This window comes from Komagataeibacter xylinus (genome assembly GCF_004302915.1).
Taxonomy (GTDB): Bacteria; Pseudomonadota; Alphaproteobacteria; order Acetobacterales; family Acetobacteraceae; genus Komagataeibacter; species Komagataeibacter xylinus_C.
Window position 1 is genome coordinate 66,112 of the sequence record NZ_QQBI01000011.1, and the last position, 17,565, is coordinate 83,676.

General features: G+C 58.7%; 16 protein-coding genes and 2 pseudogenes. 12 read left to right on the top strand and 6 right to left on the bottom strand.

Translation table 11 applies throughout. The annotated features are described in order from the left end of the window. Positions 1-91: 91 nt before the first annotated feature. From DV027_RS08900 to DV027_RS08910, 3 genes are all read right to left on the bottom strand, one after another. A complete protein-coding gene (locus DV027_RS08900; protein ID WP_110569791.1) occupies positions 92-628 on the bottom strand; it encodes a hypothetical protein in 537 nt (178 codons plus the stop codon). Next, positions 625-1,629, bottom strand: a complete 1,005-nt coding sequence (locus DV027_RS08905) for a thiol:disulfide interchange protein (RefSeq protein ID WP_186336129.1) — start codon at positions 1,627-1,629, stop codon at positions 625-627. The genes DV027_RS08900 and DV027_RS08905 overlap by 4 nt, the downstream gene beginning before the upstream one ends. A gap of 61 nt (positions 1,630-1,690) precedes the next feature. Beyond that, on the bottom strand, positions 1,691-2,080 hold the full coding sequence (locus tag DV027_RS08910) for a hypothetical protein (protein WP_116703196.1): 390 nt from the start codon (positions 2,078-2,080) through the stop codon (positions 1,691-1,693). 541 nt (positions 2,081-2,621) lie between these two features. Here DV027_RS08910 and DV027_RS08915 point away from each other — a divergent pair. From DV027_RS08915 to DV027_RS08965, 12 genes and pseudogenes are all read left to right on the top strand, one after another. Beyond that, the gene (locus DV027_RS08915; RefSeq protein ID WP_110569789.1) at positions 2,622-2,921 is read left to right on the top strand and encodes a WGR domain-containing protein; all 300 of its coding nucleotides are present in this window, start codon (positions 2,622-2,624) and stop codon (positions 2,919-2,921) included. Between the two features lie 425 nt (positions 2,922-3,346). Beyond that, positions 3,347-3,973 (top strand): Ros/MucR family transcriptional regulator, encoded by a 627-nt coding sequence (locus tag DV027_RS08920; RefSeq protein ID WP_241503148.1) that lies wholly within the window; start codon positions 3,347-3,349, stop codon positions 3,971-3,973. A gap of 69 nt (positions 3,974-4,042) precedes the next feature. Then, on the top strand, positions 4,043-4,195 hold the full coding sequence (locus DV027_RS17510) for an AbrB/MazE/SpoVT family DNA-binding domain-containing protein (RefSeq protein ID WP_053323998.1): 153 nt from the start codon (positions 4,043-4,045) through the stop codon (positions 4,193-4,195). A 102-nt stretch (positions 4,196-4,297) separates the two neighbouring features. Further along, positions 4,298-4,597, top strand: a complete 300-nt coding sequence (locus DV027_RS08925) for a type II toxin-antitoxin system PemK/MazF family toxin (protein ID WP_116703211.1) — start codon at positions 4,298-4,300, stop codon at positions 4,595-4,597. Between the two features lie 519 nt (positions 4,598-5,116). After that, positions 5,117-5,629 (top strand): annotated as a pseudogene (locus DV027_RS08930) (transposase); the annotation flags it as partial. A gap of 198 nt (positions 5,630-5,827) precedes the next feature. After that, positions 5,828-6,304, top strand: coding sequence for a hypothetical protein (locus DV027_RS08935; protein ID WP_370664434.1), 477 nt, complete (start codon positions 5,828-5,830; stop codon positions 6,302-6,304). A gap of 11 nt (positions 6,305-6,315) precedes the next feature. Continuing rightward, complete coding sequence (locus tag DV027_RS08940; RefSeq protein ID WP_019092071.1) at positions 6,316-7,563, top strand: TolC family protein; 1,248 nt, start codon at positions 6,316-6,318, stop codon at positions 7,561-7,563. Beyond that, the gene (locus DV027_RS08945; protein ID WP_116703194.1) at positions 7,560-8,711 is read left to right on the top strand and encodes an efflux RND transporter periplasmic adaptor subunit; all 1,152 of its coding nucleotides are present in this window, start codon (positions 7,560-7,562) and stop codon (positions 8,709-8,711) included. The genes DV027_RS08940 and DV027_RS08945 overlap by 4 nt, the downstream gene beginning before the upstream one ends. Next, positions 8,711-11,785 (top strand): efflux RND transporter permease subunit, encoded by a 3,075-nt coding sequence (locus tag DV027_RS08950; RefSeq protein ID WP_116703193.1) that lies wholly within the window; start codon positions 8,711-8,713, stop codon positions 11,783-11,785. The genes DV027_RS08945 and DV027_RS08950 overlap by 1 nt, the downstream gene beginning before the upstream one ends. Continuing rightward, entirely contained in the window at positions 11,785-12,456 is a 672-nt protein-coding gene (locus DV027_RS08955) for a response regulator transcription factor (protein WP_116703192.1), read from the top strand. The genes DV027_RS08950 and DV027_RS08955 overlap by 1 nt, the downstream gene beginning before the upstream one ends. Next, positions 12,453-13,790, top strand: a complete 1,338-nt coding sequence (locus tag DV027_RS08960) for a histidine kinase dimerization/phospho-acceptor domain-containing protein (protein WP_014106854.1) — start codon at positions 12,453-12,455, stop codon at positions 13,788-13,790. Before DV027_RS08955 ends, DV027_RS08960 begins: the two co-directional genes overlap by 4 nt. 167 nt (positions 13,791-13,957) lie before the next feature. Beyond that, entirely contained in the window at positions 13,958-14,368 is a 411-nt protein-coding gene (locus DV027_RS08965; RefSeq protein ID WP_116703191.1) for an RrF2 family transcriptional regulator, read from the top strand. A 244-nt stretch (positions 14,369-14,612) separates the two neighbouring features. On the opposite strand, the pseudogene DV027_RS08970 reads toward DV027_RS08965, so the two are convergent. From DV027_RS08970 to DV027_RS08980, 3 genes and pseudogenes are all read right to left on the bottom strand, one after another. After that, positions 14,613-15,367 (bottom strand): annotated as a pseudogene (locus tag DV027_RS08970) (IS5 family transposase); the annotation flags it as partial. Positions 15,368-15,576: 209 nt separating this feature from the next. Next, the gene (locus DV027_RS08975; RefSeq protein ID WP_241503147.1) at positions 15,577-16,323 is read right to left on the bottom strand and encodes a sulfite exporter TauE/SafE family protein; all 747 of its coding nucleotides are present in this window, start codon (positions 16,321-16,323) and stop codon (positions 15,577-15,579) included. Between the two features lie 190 nt (positions 16,324-16,513). Further along, the coding region (locus tag DV027_RS08980; protein ID WP_242621814.1) for a sensor histidine kinase at positions 16,514-17,565 on the bottom strand (1,052 nt) is incomplete at its 5' end.

A 17,565-nucleotide genomic window follows, 5' to 3' on the forward strand; every position in this document is an offset into this window, starting at 1 on the left:
TCAGGGCGGCGACAAGAACGCGCCACCCGGCACGTTCTGAGTGCTCCGCCAATCCTATCTATTCACCAGCGTAAAGCAGATGGACTTGCGGTTACGGCCTGCGTGGAATGAGGCTGTCGGCGGTGGCGACAAATTGGCGGGCGGAACCCAGGCGGCGTTCGCGGATCTGCCAGTTGAGCCACGCGTTCTGAAACGCCACGAGTGTCAGAAATGTCCAGAAGGGTGCGAACTCCAGCGCAGCAAGGAGTTGGCTGCCCTTCCAGTGGGAAAGGAGCATTTCTCCGGTCCAGCCAAGCACCAGAACAACAGCGAGCATACTGGCAGCAAGCGCCCGCCTGTATGTCTCATGCTGTCTCTGATCGAGTAAGATCGCCACAACGCGGGGTTCGACGCCGTATTCGGCAGCGACCGCGGCGATATCAATAGGGGTACCGTCTGGCGCCCGCGGGCCCTGCATACCGGCTTTAGGCTTCAGTAATGCCTTCCCGAGGGCTTCAATCAGCGCGGCATTCCTTGTTACATCGGACCAGGCGACCAATGTACGTGGGTCGCCAATCACCACGCGGGCCACCTTGCGCGTTCTTTCAAAAAAACGCCGCGGGCCGGTCTGGTCCTGTCGTGTCTTCATTGCGAGACCGAGGTGAGAAATGTGGCGACATCCGTGGGAACGCCGTCGAGCCGGCCGGTCCCGCCATTGCGGTGCATCCAGACGAACGTTGGTGTCCCTGTGAGCCCTATCTGCCGTGCAATCCGGGTATTACGGGCAAGCTTCTCCCCACTATCCGGTTCAGGTGCAGCCAATCCCGGGTTTAGACGACCGTTGACCCACGCTTGTGCCATCTCGTTTGCCGGGAGCGATAGCATGGCTCTCGCATTGACGGTACTGGCGCCGTTATCCTCGTAATCAAGCAATGACAGCGGGACTATTTTCAGGCGAACTTTCCCTGCATCGATTGCGGGCTGAAGGATATGCATCGCCTTCATCGAGTAAATGCATTGCGGGTCTATGAACATGATGACTTCCGGGGCGGAAGGTATCCCTATAAGGCCTCCCGAGAGCCCCTGGAACTCGGACTGTTCGTTAGCGTCGGATGAAGCGCCAGAGATACTGATTTCTGGGACGGCTCCAGGAATGCCCCTGATCTGGTCTTTCGTGATGTCCTGTCCAGCGGCACCCCACATCCGGGCCGCGACTGCTGCCTTGCCATCCGGGGTCGCATAGACGACCTGAAAACGATTATCTGCCCGAACAAACATTCCCCTGATGCCATCGACCGGTGCGAGATCGTGGGCGCGCGACCCGGCCAGTGAACGTAGGGTGTCGTAGGGTACCGGAATCATCGTGCCGCTAAGCACGATTGCATGGCTTTCCGGAGCGAAAAAGACGAGGAGTTCGTTCCGGGTATGGGCGATGCCAGCTTCGAACCCGTGGAGATCGGGTAGTTTTTCGATGTTGGCCCCTGCGATCCCAAGGTGGGCGACTGCATCGGTCCTACCTTTATCATCATGTTCCAGGGTCGGCCCTATGGTGTCGCTCCTGGACTCAATCGGAGTAGACACAGAGCATTGCTGTCCTCGCGCTGGCGCGTGCATGAGCAGGAGAAATGGCAACACGTAGAAACAGCGCATGGCGGACTCCGGACAATACCTATGTCCTGTACGCCCTGATCATGCGACTGCGATTAAAAAATCATCCCTTGTCGTTTCCCCTTTCTCGAGACAGGAGATTTTCAAAAGGGGGGGGGATCGGGGAGAGAATAAACGTATCTTCTGCTTCGCTTCCTAACTCCTCGACCGACATCTCGCTTATCATTTTTACAAGAATATCAACGCGGAGTTGCAAATAATGGGAATTCGGGTGGTCGTCTTTCAACTGACGGCCTTTTTCGTGGCAAAGCACCAGAATGGGGTGCAATGATCTTGCCTGCTCACGCCTGGCAGTTGATGTTTTCGCTGGAGAAGCAATGTATTCAATATTGCATCTCAGCGCTAAAATCGCCTGAACCAGCGTCAGACATAGCTGTCCGGATTGTTCGTCATCGATAAGCTCGAAACGCGAGCGAAGTTCATCAAACTTCATATCATCCTCACACGGATCAAGACGAACACACTGAAGCAACGCAGTGCACGGTTGCCATGTTTCTTACGGAGCGCTGGAGCGGCATAACCCGATATACTTTGCTATTGTTGACGATTTCCGTAGTGATTTAATCTGGTCACCTGGCTCCACGGAATCATGATCAGGCTGCTCAATCTACACGATTCCGTCTTGTTGTAACGTATATCTCATTATTGTTACCAAGTGTTTCGTCAATATTCTGCGGGCAACGCATGTTCGAAACATGCCCTGCACTTTCTGGCTGATCGAAGGGCAGTCACGCCTGAGTGGCGAGAAAAAGCGTCTTCTACGTCATCTTCGACCGGGTCATGGCTTGAGGCAACCACCAATGTGCTGGATGATTGACGTATCGGAAGACATCCGCATCGTATCATCCGACCCATAGATCGTAGGAAATGATCCATGCATGCTCCACGCGGAGTTGCAAAAGGCTGAAAGAAGTTCAGAATATCTGTACTTGGATAATAGATCATGTTAGCATCATGCGATGCGCAGGACCAATATGACATCCAGAAGATCAAGGAGCGCCGTTCCCCCAGGGAAAACAATACAACTTGGACTGTTCCCGCTATCGGTCCAGTTGCGCCGTATTCAACCCAGTTTCAATGAGTGGCGGTATTACGGACTGTCAGTTCAGCCCGACCTGTTCGGTGGTGCTGCACTTGTTCGTAACTGGGGCAGGATCGGGACAGCTGGCACCCAGCGCGTGGATCTCTATCCCGACGAAGGCGCTGCGGTGAATGCTCTGACCGCGATGATCCGTTATCGCCTGAAACGCGGCTATATCGTTACACAGTCATGACTGGCAGCATTATCTGCAGGATAACCCGGGGTGATCATCAGACAGGTGATAGAGATAAATACTGTATCCGCTCACCACGTCATGGAAAATTCGTGTGTGGATATATTCGGACTAAAAAACTTATCATCGACATTGAGGTGAGCCGTAGTTTTCGTGAAAGGCCCGCTGCATAAGCCAGTCTACGCCGTCTGATAGCGTAATCAGGGGCAGGCTCCGCCGCATACAATTTGCGTAAAACTTGATGTTCATGGTGCAATGTGATCGATGTAGGCAACGTACCGCAATATATAATTCAGCTTTCGATACGCCATATTTTGCCGATTGCATAAAGACTTACACTCCGGCAATGTTATTCGGCAAAAATATAGCGGAGAGGCTTTATCATGGACCAATCAGACGACCTATCCCCGGCAATTGTAATTGCCATGAGCGACATCGTGGCAGCGCATCTCGGCAATACCAATACCTCTCTGCCGACAGAACATGTCCCGGCGTTTATCCGCGATGTCTACGCCGCTATCCGCGAAACAACACCGGCCACACAGAAAAACAGCAGCATCCCTGCCCAGCAACCCGCAGTTCCAGTCGCGCAGTCGGTATTTCCTGACTACATCGTCTGTCTGGAAGATGGCAAAAAACTCAAAATGCTCAAGCGTCACCTGCAGACAAGGTACGGAATGACGCCAACGCAATACCGAGAGAAGTGGCAGCTTCCTATGGATTATCCCATGGTTGCTCCGGAGTATGCCAAAATGCGGGCGACTCTGGCGCGAGACGCGGGTCTCGGACGTAAGGTTTTGGTGCCCCAGACCGCTCCCGTGGACGAAGCAACCGCAGCACCTTCTGTCGATAGTGCGACGAAAGAAGTGTTGGTCGACACTGCAGAGGCTGTATTACCCCCCAAAAAAACGATTTCGAAGCGATCCAGGTCGTCGGCAACTGAAACCGGATCTTCCGCGGCATCGCCAAAGAAAACGCCGGGTTCCAAGACTTCAGCGAGACCGCGTGCGGTACGGAAGACCGGCACGAAAGCAAAAGGGGCCAAGGTCTGACTGATCAGCCCAGCCTATCCGGCTTTGTCATAAGGCAGCCAGGCATCACCCGAACGTCAGGATGATCAGATGATGAATGTTCATGAGGAAGATGTTCGAGTTATCATTGCGCCAGTTCGCGCCACACTGCTCAAACTGGAAGATCTCGTCGCCGGGATTACCGATCTGAACGGGCATGATGAAATTGACTTTGGACAGTCTGTAGGTGACGAAAGCTGGTGAACACCAAATCGCAGGTCACGTGGGTTCCGGACTGCGGCGACATTGTCTGGTTGGAATTTGATCCCTCAGCCGGGGCGGAAACGGGCTGTGCATCGGCCTGCGGTGCTTCTCAGCCCTGCAAGTTATAATGCCAAAGCGGGGATGACGCTTTGCTGCCCCATGACCACTAAAATCAAAGGCTATTCGTTTGAAGTAGCCGTAGTAGTAAAACCCGCCAGTGTGGTCCTCTCTGATCAGGTGAGAAGTCTGGACTGGCGGATGCGGAACGCGAAGCTCAAAGGAAAGGTCTCGGCAAAGGAAATTGAGGCAGTTCGTCAGCATGCCAGATTACTGGCTGGCCGAGGAAAACAGGGAAGCCCGAACATTTCAATGTATTCAAACATGTCCTGCCGGACTTCTTAATATGTGTTGTAGGTTCGACGCTGCATGCGCTTGTCTGATGAGCGATCAACCACGTTCTACGCCGACATACAGGGCAACGTTGGCCTCTGCGCCAGAAAACGGAAACATGAGATGTGCAGCACAGCCGAACAGGGTCACGTTCGGTTGCGGCTGCCAGCACATTCCTGGCGGTAGGTTGCTATACGTTAGCAATGGCACCGGGCTGTGGTCGGGTTTTGTACTCTAATTGGGCAGGGGTGTGAAATCACCTGTTTCAGTCTGGGTGCGGGGTGAGTCTGGAGCCTTATCCTGACGCCGATGAGCGTTCAAAACGCCGGGTACCGGCTAGACGAGCCATCAGCCCGCATATGAGTGCGGCTGCACAACGCGGGCCTATGTATGATACCGGTGATCGGGTTGAAAAAGGCAGAGCTGGGTACCGAGGGCACGACAGCATCATGTCCGTCCGTAGCAAGGAACTTTAACAGATGCTCAAATCCGAGATACGAGCCTAGCCAGCTGTGGCAGAGCAGCACAAGTGGGCAAGACGCCACGCCTTCGGTGGGTGTTATTGACAGCCAGTCGGTTAAAACCGCTACAACAGCGGCCGCTGTGGTTATGACGCGAGCAAAAAAAATCAAGGGTCGCGAGCGGCATATCTCGACCGACACGCTGTGTCATGTCGTGGCAGCTGTCGTGCATCCCGCCGACATTCAGGATCATAACGGTGCGCCGCCGGCAGCAAGCAAAATACGCTCATTGTTCGCTTGGCTGCGCCATCTGATTGGTGAGGGTGGATATGCTGGCGAGAAGTTGCGTGGTGTGCTGGTCGAACGTGGCCGACGGACGATCGAGATCGTCAAGCGCAGCGATCGGGCTGAAGGCTTCATCATCATGCCGAAACGCTGGATCGTGGAGCGTCGCTTCGTATGACTCGGACGCTGCCGCCGTTTCACGAAACATGTCGAGGCACCAATCTCGTTATCCTGTGCACAGTTGATGATTGTCCATATCTGCAGCGTGCTGAGACAAATCAATCAAACCGCTTTCTAATTCAGGCTCTAACAGAGCCTTAAATTCACATATGAAATTATCGCTTACTCTAAATATAGAAATGATAATCATTTTCATAATATAAATTTTCTTTTGTAGACCGGATGTTCAGGTTCACGTCAGGTTTCTCTGTTACCGTCAGAAAGTCGTCGTCGTGATGGCAGGAACTTTATGTACGCCGGGGAACAGACGCTTATTATGCAAAGGATAGTGCGGGATAGTCTGTATGCAGCCTGTATTTTCTTCCTAGGGGTGTCGGCCGCTTGGGCGGATGATGGGACAGAGGGCATATGTATGACGGTCCGGCATGGTATACGTTTGCATGTAGATGGCATGTATGGGGGTTATCCCCATTCCGTACTGCGTGACGCCGTGCTGCAGGGCGTGGCGTGCCCCTCTGATGAAGCTGAACGGCATGTCTTCGGTCTCATTGCCGACCCGCCGCCACACCTGCGTATTTCCGTTACGAGGCCCATGGGGCAGGGGCAGCAGGGGGCGATTTCGGCCCGGCTGTTCTCGCAGGGGCATTTTGTCATCGGGGAACGCATGTCCCTTTCGCCCCTGGCGCGTTCGCAGTCCCCGTTTTCGGTCACGTCCGAGATCAATCTGCTGATGGCGCGACTGTGGAGCGATTTGGCCGAACGGATCAGCCATGGTGGTCGCGCCATTCCATGATGGCCTGAAGCATGAACCGCGCCATCCCCCCCATCGTGTCGATCGCCATGGCCTGTGCCCTGCCATGGATGGCCCTGGCCCAGGACGCCCGCCCTGGCCCATCCTTCCATGAAGCCGTCGGCATGGCCTGGGCGATCGATCCCGTCCGCACCGAACTTCAGGTCGGCCATCATTCCGCCCGCGCCCGCGCCAGCGCTGCCGGGTCATGGTTTGCCGGCGGCCCGACCCTGTCGGGTGAATACATGGATGACCACATGCTGGGCAGTAACGAAGGCTATACAACCTATCAGGGCGGCGTGTCGGTGCCGCTATGGCTGCCGGGGCAGGGCAGCGCCACGAAACAGGTCGCCAGCGCGGAAGCCGCGTCGATTGATGAACAGCTCAATGTCGAACACATGGCACTGTCCATCCGGGTGCTTGATGCAGGCGCCGCCGCCCTGATCGCCCGCAGCCGGGTGGATGTGGCCCGCACCCTGTATGATGCGACCGCGCGCATGGCCGCCAGCGCCACGCGCGCGGTGCAGGGGGGCGAACTGGCCGCGACCGACGGGCAGGTGGCGCAGGCGGCGATGGAGAACGCGCGCGATGAACTGGCCCTGGCACAGGAGGAAGCGCAGAACGCGACTACGGCCCTGGAGGTGCTGCTGGGGCGCCCGGTTGTGCCTGACCTGAGCCGTTATGGTGGCGGCGACGTGACGCAGGCCCGTTTTGTCAGCCCGCGCGACATGGAAGACAACGATCCCCGCATAAAGGTCGCGCACCGCAATGTGGAAGCCGCCGAAGCGAACATGAAACTGGCGCGCCGTTCGTTCATGCCCAACCCGGAAATCGGCGTGGACGCCATTCATGAAAAGCAGTACGGCAGCCCGTGGGATGATCGTGTGGGCGTGAATTTCAGCATCCCCCTGCCCAGCGAGGTCCGTAACACGCCCATCATGTCCGAAGCCCGCAACCGCCTGGCCACGGCCACCAGTCAGGAAACGCAGGCGCGGCGCATGGTGCATCTGGAAATGATGCGCGTGCGTGAACGCCTGATCGCGGCCACCACGGCACGACAGGCTACCCGCAGTGCCGCAGAGAATATGGAAAAGCGGGCCCAGGCGCAGGAACGGGCCTGGCGGGTAGGCGAAGCCGGTGTGGATACGGCGCTTGCCGCCCGGCAGGCGGCCGCCAATACCCGACTGGCCAGTGCCCGGGCTGAGGTGGAATGGCATGTCGCCAGCATCCGCATGCTGATTGCAACAGGTGTTGTGCCATGAAGCGGATTGCCTCCATCCTGTTTCTTCTCGGCCTGCCCGCCCTGCCTGCCCATGCCGGGGAGGGGGCACTGCCCCCGATCGTGAAGCTGGACGGGGCGGCGGTTGCCAATGAAGGGGTCACCATCGTCACGGCCACGCCGGGTCGTATGGCACCCATGCTGCCGGTCATGAGCCGGGTCATGCCCGATACGACGCAGGTCGTGCATATCCACCCCGCCGGCAGTGGCAAGGTGCTGGCAGTACTGGTACAGCCCGGCGCATCCGTGCAGCGGGGGCAGGCGCTGGTGCGCTATCAGGATCATTCCCTGCATGTTGCGCGCCTGCAGGCGGTTCAGATGCGTGCAGCGCTTGCTGCCGCCATTGCGGCCCGGACCGATGCGGCAGGTGCGGTGCAGCGGGCTAAGGCCCTGGCTGGCGAGAGCATATCATTGGCCGAACTGCGCCGCAGGCAGGACGTGCTGGCACAGGCGGATGCCACCATGCGCGCACGCCAGGCGGATGTGGACACGTTGGGCCACCGTTTTGCCGAGGAGTTCAATTCCTCATCGGAGCAGGACAGTCAGGGCGCGGAAGATGAAACCTCAACCCTGATCTCCCCTGTCAATGGCATGGTGCAGGTGATCGGTACGTCAGTGGCGGGTGATGTGGACCCGAGCATGGATGTGGCCACCGTCGCGGATCTGTCCAGCATATGGCTTGTTTCCGACATCCCGCCAGACCAGGCGGCACGGATCGCACCAGGCGGCCAGCAGGTAACGCAGACGGCAGACGGCCCGTTTACATCCCGTATCGATACGGTGGACGGGATGGCCAGTTCCCTGACCGGGCTGGTCCGGGTCATAAGCCGTGTGTCCAACCCCACTGGCGCGCTGGTGCCCGGTATGGTGCTGGATTCTGCACTGGCCCAGCGTGACAGCGTGGCGGGTCTTGTCGTGCCGTCCGAAGCCATCCAGCAGATTGACGGGCACAACGTCGTGTTCGTGCGGGTGAACGCGACGGATTACCGGCCGGTCGTGGTCGATGTGGCACTGGATGACGGGCGACAGGCAGTGCTGCGTTCCGGCCTGAAAGGGGGCGAGCCGGTGGTGGGTCATGGTAGTTTTGCCCTGCGTTCCGTCATCGGTCTGGCCGGAATGGATGCAGACTGATGGCACATGCCTACCTTGCCACCCTGATCCGCGCGCGCATGCTGGTGCTGGGCGGTCTTGGCCTGCTGCTGGCCGCGGGCATCATGACTGTCCTGGGCCTGCCGGTGGAAGCGGTGCCGGATATTTCGCCCCGGCAGGTTCTCGTCTCGGTCGTGGCGCCGGGCCTTGCGACGGAGGAAGTGGAAAAACTCATCACCTTTCCCGTCGAGACCAGCATGACCGGAATCCCCGGCATGACTGACCTGCGTTCCGTATCGCGCGGCGGCGTCTCGGTGGTGTATGTGCAGTTTGCCGATGATACCGACATCAACCTGGACCGCACCCGCGTGAACGAGCGCATACAGCAGGCGCGTTCAAACATATCCGTGCCCGGCATTACCGTCAGCATGGGGCCGCTGGCCACTGGCATGGGCGAAATCATGCAGTTCCAGATCCGTGGCGCGGGGCGTTCGCTCATGGAACTCAACCGCATCATGAACTGGACCGTGGTGCCGCAGATGCGTCTTGTACCCGGTGTGGTGGATGTCAACGTCAATGGCGGGGCGGAAGAAACCTATGAGGTGACGCTGGACCCCGCGCGGCTGATCGGCAGCAACCTTTCGGTAGGCGAGGTCTATCGTGCGGTGGATGCCGGCAACGCGGCATCCGGTGGCGGATGGATCACGCACCATGCCGAACAGCAGAGCGTGGTCGGACGCGGGCTGGTCGGCAGCCTGGCCGACTTTGGCAACATTGCCGTGCGCACCAACCCCGATGGGTCCGCCGTGCGGCTGCGCGATCTTGGCCGCGTGCGCGCAGGCGCGCGCACCCGTCTGGGGGCGGTAACGCGTGACGGGCAGGGCGAGATCGTGATCGGCGTGGTGATGATGGAAAGCGGGGCCAGTTCCAACGCAACGCTTGCCGCGATCGACCGCGCCCTGCCGGGCATCAGGCAGGCGCTGCCCATGGGTGTCACGATCGAACCCTATTACACCCGCGCCACCCTGACCGGGCAGACCATCGCCACCGTGCGTGACAACCTGGTCATGGGCGCCGTGCTGGTGGTGGGGGTGCTGGTGGTGGTGATCGGGAGCTGGCAGGCCGCCCTTGTCATTGCCTCGGTCATTCCGGTTGCCCTTGTCTGCGCGATGGCGGGCATGCGGCAGTTCGGTATCTCGGCCAACCTGCTCAGCCTTGGCGCAATCGATTTCGGCATGATTGTCGATGGTTCGCTGGTGGTGATCGAACATGTGCTGTCGCGGCGGGAGGAAGAACCGGAAGCGGAATTCATCCCGCTGGTCATCTCGTCCGTGCAGCAGGTCATGCGCCCGGTGGGGTTTGCCATACTGGTCATCATCATGGTCTACCTGCCGATCCTGACCCTGCAGGGGATCGAGGGGCACATGTTCCGCCCCATGGCGCAGACGGTCATCATGGCGCTGCTGGCGTCGCTGGCGTACTGCTTCATCTGCGTGCCCGTTCTGGCCGCCCTTGCGCTGGGGGGCGTGCGGCCTGCGGGTGATACGCGGCTGATTGCCTTCCTGCGCCGGCCCTATACCCATATGGTGACATGGGGGGAAACCCATCCACGCATCCTGTTTGGCGGTACGCTGGTGGTGCTGGCCCTTTCAGCGGGGCTTGCGATGAGGCTGGGCGGTGAGTTCATTCCCCAGCTTGATGAAGGGGCGCTGGCGGTCACCACCACGCGGCTGCCCTCGGCCTCGCTCGACACCGTGCTGGCGTCGGTCACGAAGCAGGAACAGATCCTGCGCCGCTTTCCCGAAGTGCGCTCCGTGGTCAGCAATACCGGCACATCCGCCATTCCGACCGACCCGATGGGCGTGAACGAGACCGACAGCTTCATCTTCCTCAACCCGCCCTCTACATGGAAGACCGCCCGCACGCAGGCGGGGCTTGTGGCCGCGATGGATGACACCCTGCGGCGCGAACTGCCCGATGCGCTGTATTCGTGGAGCCAGCCGGTGCAGATGCGCATGGACGACCTGCTGTCTGGCGTGCGCACGCAGATCGCGGTGTCGATCTTTGGCGATGACCTGACCACGCTGGCCGATCTGGGTGACCGGGTGGTGGCAGCCATGTCGGGGGTGAAGGGAGCGGCAGACGTCGCGGCGGCGGGTGATGGCACCGTACCGCTGATCGTCGCCGATATCGACCGCACGCAGGCCGCCAGCCGCAATGTGGCGGTGCAGGACATTCTGGATACGGTGGAGGCGGTTGGCGGGCATGTCGGTACAAGGCCGGTCATCGTGAACAATGCCATCATCGGCACGCAGGTGCGTCTTGACCCCCGCACTGTTACATCTGCCGCCGCCGTCGCCGCGCTGCAGGTCCGGCGCATGGACGGGCAGGGCAATGTCCTGCTGTCACAGGTGGCGCATGTGCATGAAGTCGATGGCCCGCCGCGCATAAGCCGTGACCGGGTCCGCCGGCGCATGGTGGTGCAGGCCAATGTGCGCGGGCGCGACCTGGCCGGTTACGTGGCCGAAGCGCAGGCCCGTGTGGCGCGGGAGGTGAAACTGCCCGCAGGATATACCATGCAGTGGGACGGGCAGTTCCGTAACCTGCAATCAGCCACAAGGCGGCTGGAAATCGTGCTGCCCGTTGCCCTTGGCCTGATCTTTGCGCTGCTGGTGGTGGCGTTTGGCGCGGTGCGGCCCGCGCTGCTGGTGTTCGTCAACCTGCCGGTGGCGGCAACCGGCGGCATCGTGGCGCTGACGCTGCGCGGCATGCCGTTCAGCATTTCGGCGGGGATCGGCTTCATCGCGCTGTTTGGCGTGGCGATCCTGAATGGCGTGGTGCTGGTCAGTGAGATCGCAGCCCTGCGGGCACGGGGAATGGCCGTGGCACAGGCGGCCTTTGCGGCCGCGGAATCCCGCTTCCGTCCCGTCATGGCCACAGCCCTTGTCGCCAGCCTTGGCTTTTTTCCCATGGCGTTTTCCGAAAGTGCGGGCGCGGAAGTCGAGCGCCCGCTGGCCAGTGTGGTGATCGGCGGGCTGGTCACGTCCACGTTGCTGACCCTGCTTGTGCTGCCATCACTGTATGCCCGGGTCATGCGGGAAAAGGATCAGGACTGATGCGTATCCTTATTGTCGAGGATGAATACGATCTGGGTGTGGCGGTGCAGGAGCGCGTGGGTCTGGACGGGCATGCCGTGGACTGGTTCACGACGCTGGAGGACGCACGCGCGGCCATGGCAACGGTGGATTATGATTTCATACTGCTCGACCTTGGCCTGCCCGATGGAAGCGGGCGCGACCTGCTGCGTGAGGTCCGCCGGACATCGTCTGACATCGCCATCCTCATCACCACGGCAGAAGACCAGATCAGTGACCGTATCGCGGGTCTGTCCGAAGGGGCGGATGATTATATCGTCAAGCCCTATGACCTGAATGAACTCGTGGCCCGCATTGCGGCGGTAGCCCGCCGGTATGCATCGCCGCGCAGGCAGGCGCACTGCCGCGTGGGAGAGATTACGATAGACCGGGAGAACCGGTCCGTAACGCGTGATGGCGAGCGGCTGGACCTGACCGCGCGCGAATGGAGCATCATGGAACTGCTCTCGCGCAGTCCGGGCCGGATCTATTCGCGCCAGCAGATCGACACGGTCCTTTATGCGCTGGATCGCGAAGTGGACAGCAATACTGTCGAGGTCTTCATCAGCCGCCTGCGGCGCAAGCTGGGCAATAACGTGATCCGGACCATACGCGGTCGTGGTTACTGCCTGGATGGAAAGAACGGCTCATGAAAAGCTGGAGCCTGTCCACCCGCATCATCAGCAGCGTACTTATGGTCGTTATTCTGGGGCTGCTGATCCTCAGTATCGCCGTGGGCGGATTTACCCGCTACGAGGTGACGGAACGGCTGGATAACTCGCTGCAGGAAGTGGCCGAGCGATTGCAGACGGCGGTGGCCACGCGACTGCACGAACCGGGTGCGGCGTCATCCATCGCCTGGCTGCCCGAGGCCGGACCGCGCACACTGGCCTATCAGGTCGTGGACGTGAGTGGACATGTCGTGCTGCGTTCCCAGAATGCCCCGCAAACCGCATTTGTCAGCAACTGGCGGACCGGGTTTGCCAACGTCCCGCATTTTCGCGTTTATGTCGCGTCACCCGTGGCGGAGAAATACCGTGTCCTTGTGGGGGAACCGACCTTCCACCGGCGCGAGGCCGTCCGGCGCGCGATGCTGATCTCTGTCGTGCCCATGCTGCTTTTCATGCCGGTGATCTGGTGGCTGGTGCGCCTGATCGTGCGGCGCGCCCTGCGCCCGCTGGACCTGCTGCATGACGAGATGCGCGCACGTGGCAGCGGCAACCTTCAGCCCATTCCCCCCCTTGATCTCCCTGACGAACTAGTCTCCATCCAGCGCTCGATCAATACGCTGTTGGCGCGGTTGGAGGCAGCGCTCTCTACCGAGCGCGCCTTTGCCGCAAGCGCTGCGCATGAACTGCGTAACCCGCTTGGAGCCCTTCTGGCGCAGGTACAGATGCTGGGCCGACTGATGCCGGCGGGTTCGGATACGGGCCGGCGGGTGGAGGTCATTGCCGACCGGACCCGCAGGCTGGGCCGCACGGTGGAAAAACTGCTGCAGTTTTCCCGCGCCTCGTCCGGCGTCGCTTTCCGGCGCGACCGTTTCGACCTGATGACCGTAGTGCGTGTCCTTGTCGATGATCTTGGGCATAATCCGTGTGACGGGCAGGGCATTGTCATCGCGCCAGACGGGATTCACCACATATTCGTACATGGTGACATGGATGCGACCGGCATCATGTTGCGCAACCTGCTTGAAAACGCCCTGCTGCATGGAGGGCACCATATGCCCGTGCGGGTGGCCGTGCTACCAGATGGTGGAATCGACATCACCAATGACTGCCCCGCGCTGCCACCCGGCATATTCCAGCGGCTGACTAGCCCATTCGTGCGCGGCGGGACCGGTAATCATGGCAGTGGCCTGGGTCTCGCCATTGCCAGTAATATCGCTACCCAAATGGACGTTACTCTGCGCTTACGTTCCCCACTTACAGGATCTGCCAGAGGATTTGGTGTGTGTGTCACCTTTCCAAACTCGAAGGTAACCTAATTCATGACTGTAGAGGAACAGACGCGCAGGCAACTCCATTTTGCGTACTCTACTCCCCTATGTCACGAATGCCCTGCGTCACGGTTGCCTGGTAGCAGCCCGTTGGCAATATTCTGAGAGGCTGCTTGGGAAAATCAGTCAACACGTGCCTATGGGTGGTGGGGTTGATGCGTCTTTCGCTGCGTACCGACTACGCTTTCCGTGTGTTGATCCACTTGGCGTGTAATCCTGATTCGCGTGTTACCGTCAGGAACATCACTGAGTTGCATGGCATTTCGCACAATCATCTTGTGAAAGTTGTACAACACCTGTGTCATGCCGGGATCGTACAAGGTACCCGGGGACGTACTGGTGGCATCCGTCTGGCTGTGTCTGCCAGAAACATAAACGTCGGTCATATTATGCGGCTCATGGAAACTGAAAAAGAATCCCCTGGTGCCTGTCACTCATCTGGCAATAACCAGTGTATACTGGGCAATGCTTGTCAGTCTCGCCATCTCATAGTACAGGCCGTTGATGCATTTATGGCATTTTCCGATGGGATGAGCTTACTGGATCTCACTAGTGGTTCAGGATAATGTGTTTGCTCACTTTTCCATCCTGGCATGATGCCTCCCTCAAACACTTGATAGAACATTTGAAGCCGTCGATGAAAAAAATATCACTGTAGTCATAGTGAATCTCGTGTGAAGTAAGATTCATATAATCTTCAGGTGAAAAGTTCACTTTGTTGCGGGTAATATAATGATAGCGGACGTTATTATTATTACGGTGTTGAAAGATTTTTACCAAAGTACGGACGGCTTCTAGGCTCGGGACACATAGCCAGAACATGACGGTTGCGGTGAGACAGATGGCTGAGAAGAAGACGGTCGGGCACCTGTTGTAGCGGGTTGCAACCCGCCGCCAGCCCTTGAGCCTTCCGAATATGATCTCGATGCGATTGCGGCGTTTATATTTTCTCTTGTCGTATCTGACCGGTTTTCCGCGAGATTTCTGTCCTGAAATGCAGGGCTTTTATACCTTTTGCTTCCAGGGCGTCCCTGAACCAGTCGGCGTCATCCCCGCGATCTCCCGGCATCCATTGTGCTTCAGGAAGACTATCCAGCAGGGCAGCGGCATCGGTATAATCGCTTATCTGTCCCGCAGTCATGAAAAAGCTCAGCGGTCGCCCACTCTGGTCGGTGATCGCATGCAGCTTCGTGTTTATGCCCCTCTGGTGCGGCCGATCAAGCGACCTGGATCCCCTTTTTTAGCCGCACGCTCGAAGCCGTGCGGTGTGCCTGGAGATACGTCGCATCAGTCATGATGGTCTGGGGCTCTGCCTTTCCGGCAGCCAGACCGTCCATCATCCGGGCGCAGATCCCCATGGCGCCCCAGCGCTTCCAACGGTTTTAGAGCGTCTTATGTGGACCGTATTCCCGGGGCGCATCGCGCCAGCGCAAGCCGTTCCGATTGACAAAAATGATGCCGCTCAGCATTCGGCGGTCATCAACGCAGGCTCTACCATGGCTCTTAAAGAAAAAGGGCCGCAGACGCTCCATTTGTTCGTCCGGCAGCCAAAACAGGTCGCTCATCTCCAGTCTCCTCACAGAGCCTGAATCAGATTCCCGCACTCAAATCAATGGGTTGTTATCATAGGGGATGAAGCCAGTCTGGAAAGCACTCGGGGGCTCAACTCGCGTTCATCACCATTTTTCCATTCGACCGCGAAAGTGTGTTGCCGCCATGACACGGACGCTGCGGCTTCATGGGCTACGTGGGCGAAATGCACCGTGACATTTGCCTACCGCGCTAACTGACTACTGGCGGAGATCACCATCATGACACCCGCCACGACCATGGCGGCATGACCAATATGGTGAAACAAGCGATCATGTAGGTGCGGCAACAGGTACTTCATGATTATTGATGACAGAACCGCCGCCGCAGCAACAGCGATACCCGCAATGCTGGCCCGGGTATTCAACAGGCCGAACTCAGCGTAGAGAGCGATCTTGAGCACATGCAGCATGATTTCGTTGGCCGCGCGGGTTGCGACGATTTCTTCCTTCCGCAGACCAAGTCGATAATAAAACCCATTGAACACCAGGCCGACCGCTCCGGTAAAACCGGAAATGAAGCCGGCGGTAGCACCCAGCACGTGCAGTTCGATAGCGTGGGGCGTTTTCACAGTGACCTGGGGTGCAGGCTTGCGAAAGAGAAGGGGAAGATTGCCCATCAGGAATACGCCAAGAAGCAGCGACAGATAGGCTGGCTCCATACGGCTCAATGCCCATGCGCCCAGGGCGGCGAAGGGCAACGCGGTGGGCGCAAAATGCCGGACGATGTCCCACCGGATCGCCTGCCGGAACGAGATGATGCGCGTCGCCGAACTGGCAACTGTCCCGATCGACAGGGCGGCTGGCACCTGAGTGCCAGGCAGCACCAGCCCCAGCAGGGGCATTAGGAGCAGCCCGGCACCGCCTCCCGACACGGCGCTCAGGCCAAATGCCGCGGCTGATGCAACCAGAATCAGGGACCAGAGCAGCATGGTTTGTATGAATCCCGATTTGGATCCCTGCTCGCCGGGACCGTTGCAGGCGGCCACATCGCATGGGCGCGCGGCATCATTATTTCTGGCGAAAGCTCACGGGGATGTCAGCTTACAATGCCCCAATCTTCAGTCGTATTTGCACATCTCTAACCAGCCAGGAGGCCTGCTGTCTATGAGGCCGTGAAGGCTAGAGCTCTATGGGTAATTTAACGATACACCTTACGCCAGGGTTGTTGTGAGACAAGACGATCGTGCCCCGGTGCAGTTGTACTACGGCTTTCACCATGGTAAGCCCTAGCCCGTTACCGTCATGCGTACGGCTTGTATCAAGACGGACAAAGCGGTCGAATACCCGAAGCATGGCTTCGTCCGGAATGCCTGGACCATTATCGGCTATTTCTATCGTGATGGTCTTGTCCGAAAGCATTATGGTCGCTGTGATGGTGGTCTGGTCGGGCGTATGGCGTACGGCATTCTCGATCAGGTTGGAGAACGCCTGCCGTAAAAGGACTGGATGACCGGTGACGGTAGGGCAGGCGGGAATGATTTCGGTTTCCAGGCGCTGTCCATTGTCTTCGATAACGGAGCGATACGGTTCTAGAACTGATTCCAGAAGTCGTGCGGGATCGAGGGGTTCCATTTCGTTGTTCCATGCCCCGGACTCAAGTTGCGCCAGCTTGAGCAGCGAGGAAAATATTTCCAATGCGGCATCCAGATCCTCGATTGCACACTCGACCTGCTCATGCATGGTATCGGAAGGTCCATGTGCCCCAATGGCGCGCTCAAGATTCTGGCGCATACGCGCCAGCGGGCGGCGCATGTCGTGCGCGATGTCATTGGAGACCTGTTTCAGACTTGCAATCAGGTATTCATTCTGGTCGAGCATCGCATTGAGGCTCTCCGAGAGATGATCAAGCTCATCATCCGTGCCACGTAGCGGGATGCGGCGAGACATATCGCCCTGCATGATGCTCCGTGCCGTCCTGCTTATCGTCTCGATCCATTTCAGGATCAGGTTGCTCAGGAAAAGGCCGCCCGCTACCCCTATCAGACCAAATCCTGCAATGCCCCACAGGATCGTTGTCCATAATGCGCGTTGGAGATGCGTCAGGGGCGAGGCATCCATGCCCACGAAGTAATAGCCGCCGTCATCAAGGCGATAATACCAACCGTTGATTGCTATAACCCATGAGCCCAATTGCGCAGTCCGATTGACATGATGCGCCATGGTTGATTGAC

Coding starts and splice junctions, on each gene's coding strand:
- DV027_RS08900 (WP_110569791.1), bottom strand. CDS start 628: ATGAAGACACGACAGGACCAGACCGGCCCGCGGCGTTTTTTTGAAAGA.
- DV027_RS08905 (WP_186336129.1), bottom strand. CDS start 1,629: ATGCGCTGTTTCTACGTGTTGCCATTTCTCCTGCTCATGCACGCGCCA.
- DV027_RS08910 (WP_116703196.1), bottom strand. CDS start 2,080: ATGAAGTTTGATGAACTTCGCTCGCGTTTCGAGCTTATCGATGACGAA.
- DV027_RS08915 (WP_110569789.1), top strand. CDS start 2,622: ATGACATCCAGAAGATCAAGGAGCGCCGTTCCCCCAGGGAAAACAATA.
- DV027_RS08920 (WP_241503148.1), top strand. CDS start 3,347: ATGAGCGACATCGTGGCAGCGCATCTCGGCAATACCAATACCTCTCTG.
- DV027_RS17510 (WP_053323998.1), top strand. CDS start 4,043: ATGATGAATGTTCATGAGGAAGATGTTCGAGTTATCATTGCGCCAGTT.
- DV027_RS08935 (WP_370664434.1), top strand. CDS start 5,828: ATGCAAAGGATAGTGCGGGATAGTCTGTATGCAGCCTGTATTTTCTTC.
- DV027_RS08940 (WP_019092071.1), top strand. CDS start 6,316: ATGAACCGCGCCATCCCCCCCATCGTGTCGATCGCCATGGCCTGTGCC.
- DV027_RS08945 (WP_116703194.1), top strand. CDS start 7,560: ATGAAGCGGATTGCCTCCATCCTGTTTCTTCTCGGCCTGCCCGCCCTG.
- DV027_RS08950 (WP_116703193.1), top strand. CDS start 8,711: ATGGCACATGCCTACCTTGCCACCCTGATCCGCGCGCGCATGCTGGTG.
- DV027_RS08955 (WP_116703192.1), top strand. CDS start 11,785: ATGCGTATCCTTATTGTCGAGGATGAATACGATCTGGGTGTGGCGGTG.
- DV027_RS08960 (WP_014106854.1), top strand. CDS start 12,453: ATGAAAAGCTGGAGCCTGTCCACCCGCATCATCAGCAGCGTACTTATG.
- DV027_RS08965 (WP_116703191.1), top strand. CDS start 13,958: ATGCGTCTTTCGCTGCGTACCGACTACGCTTTCCGTGTGTTGATCCAC.
- DV027_RS08975 (WP_241503147.1), bottom strand. CDS start 16,323: ATGCTGCTCTGGTCCCTGATTCTGGTTGCATCAGCCGCGGCATTTGGC.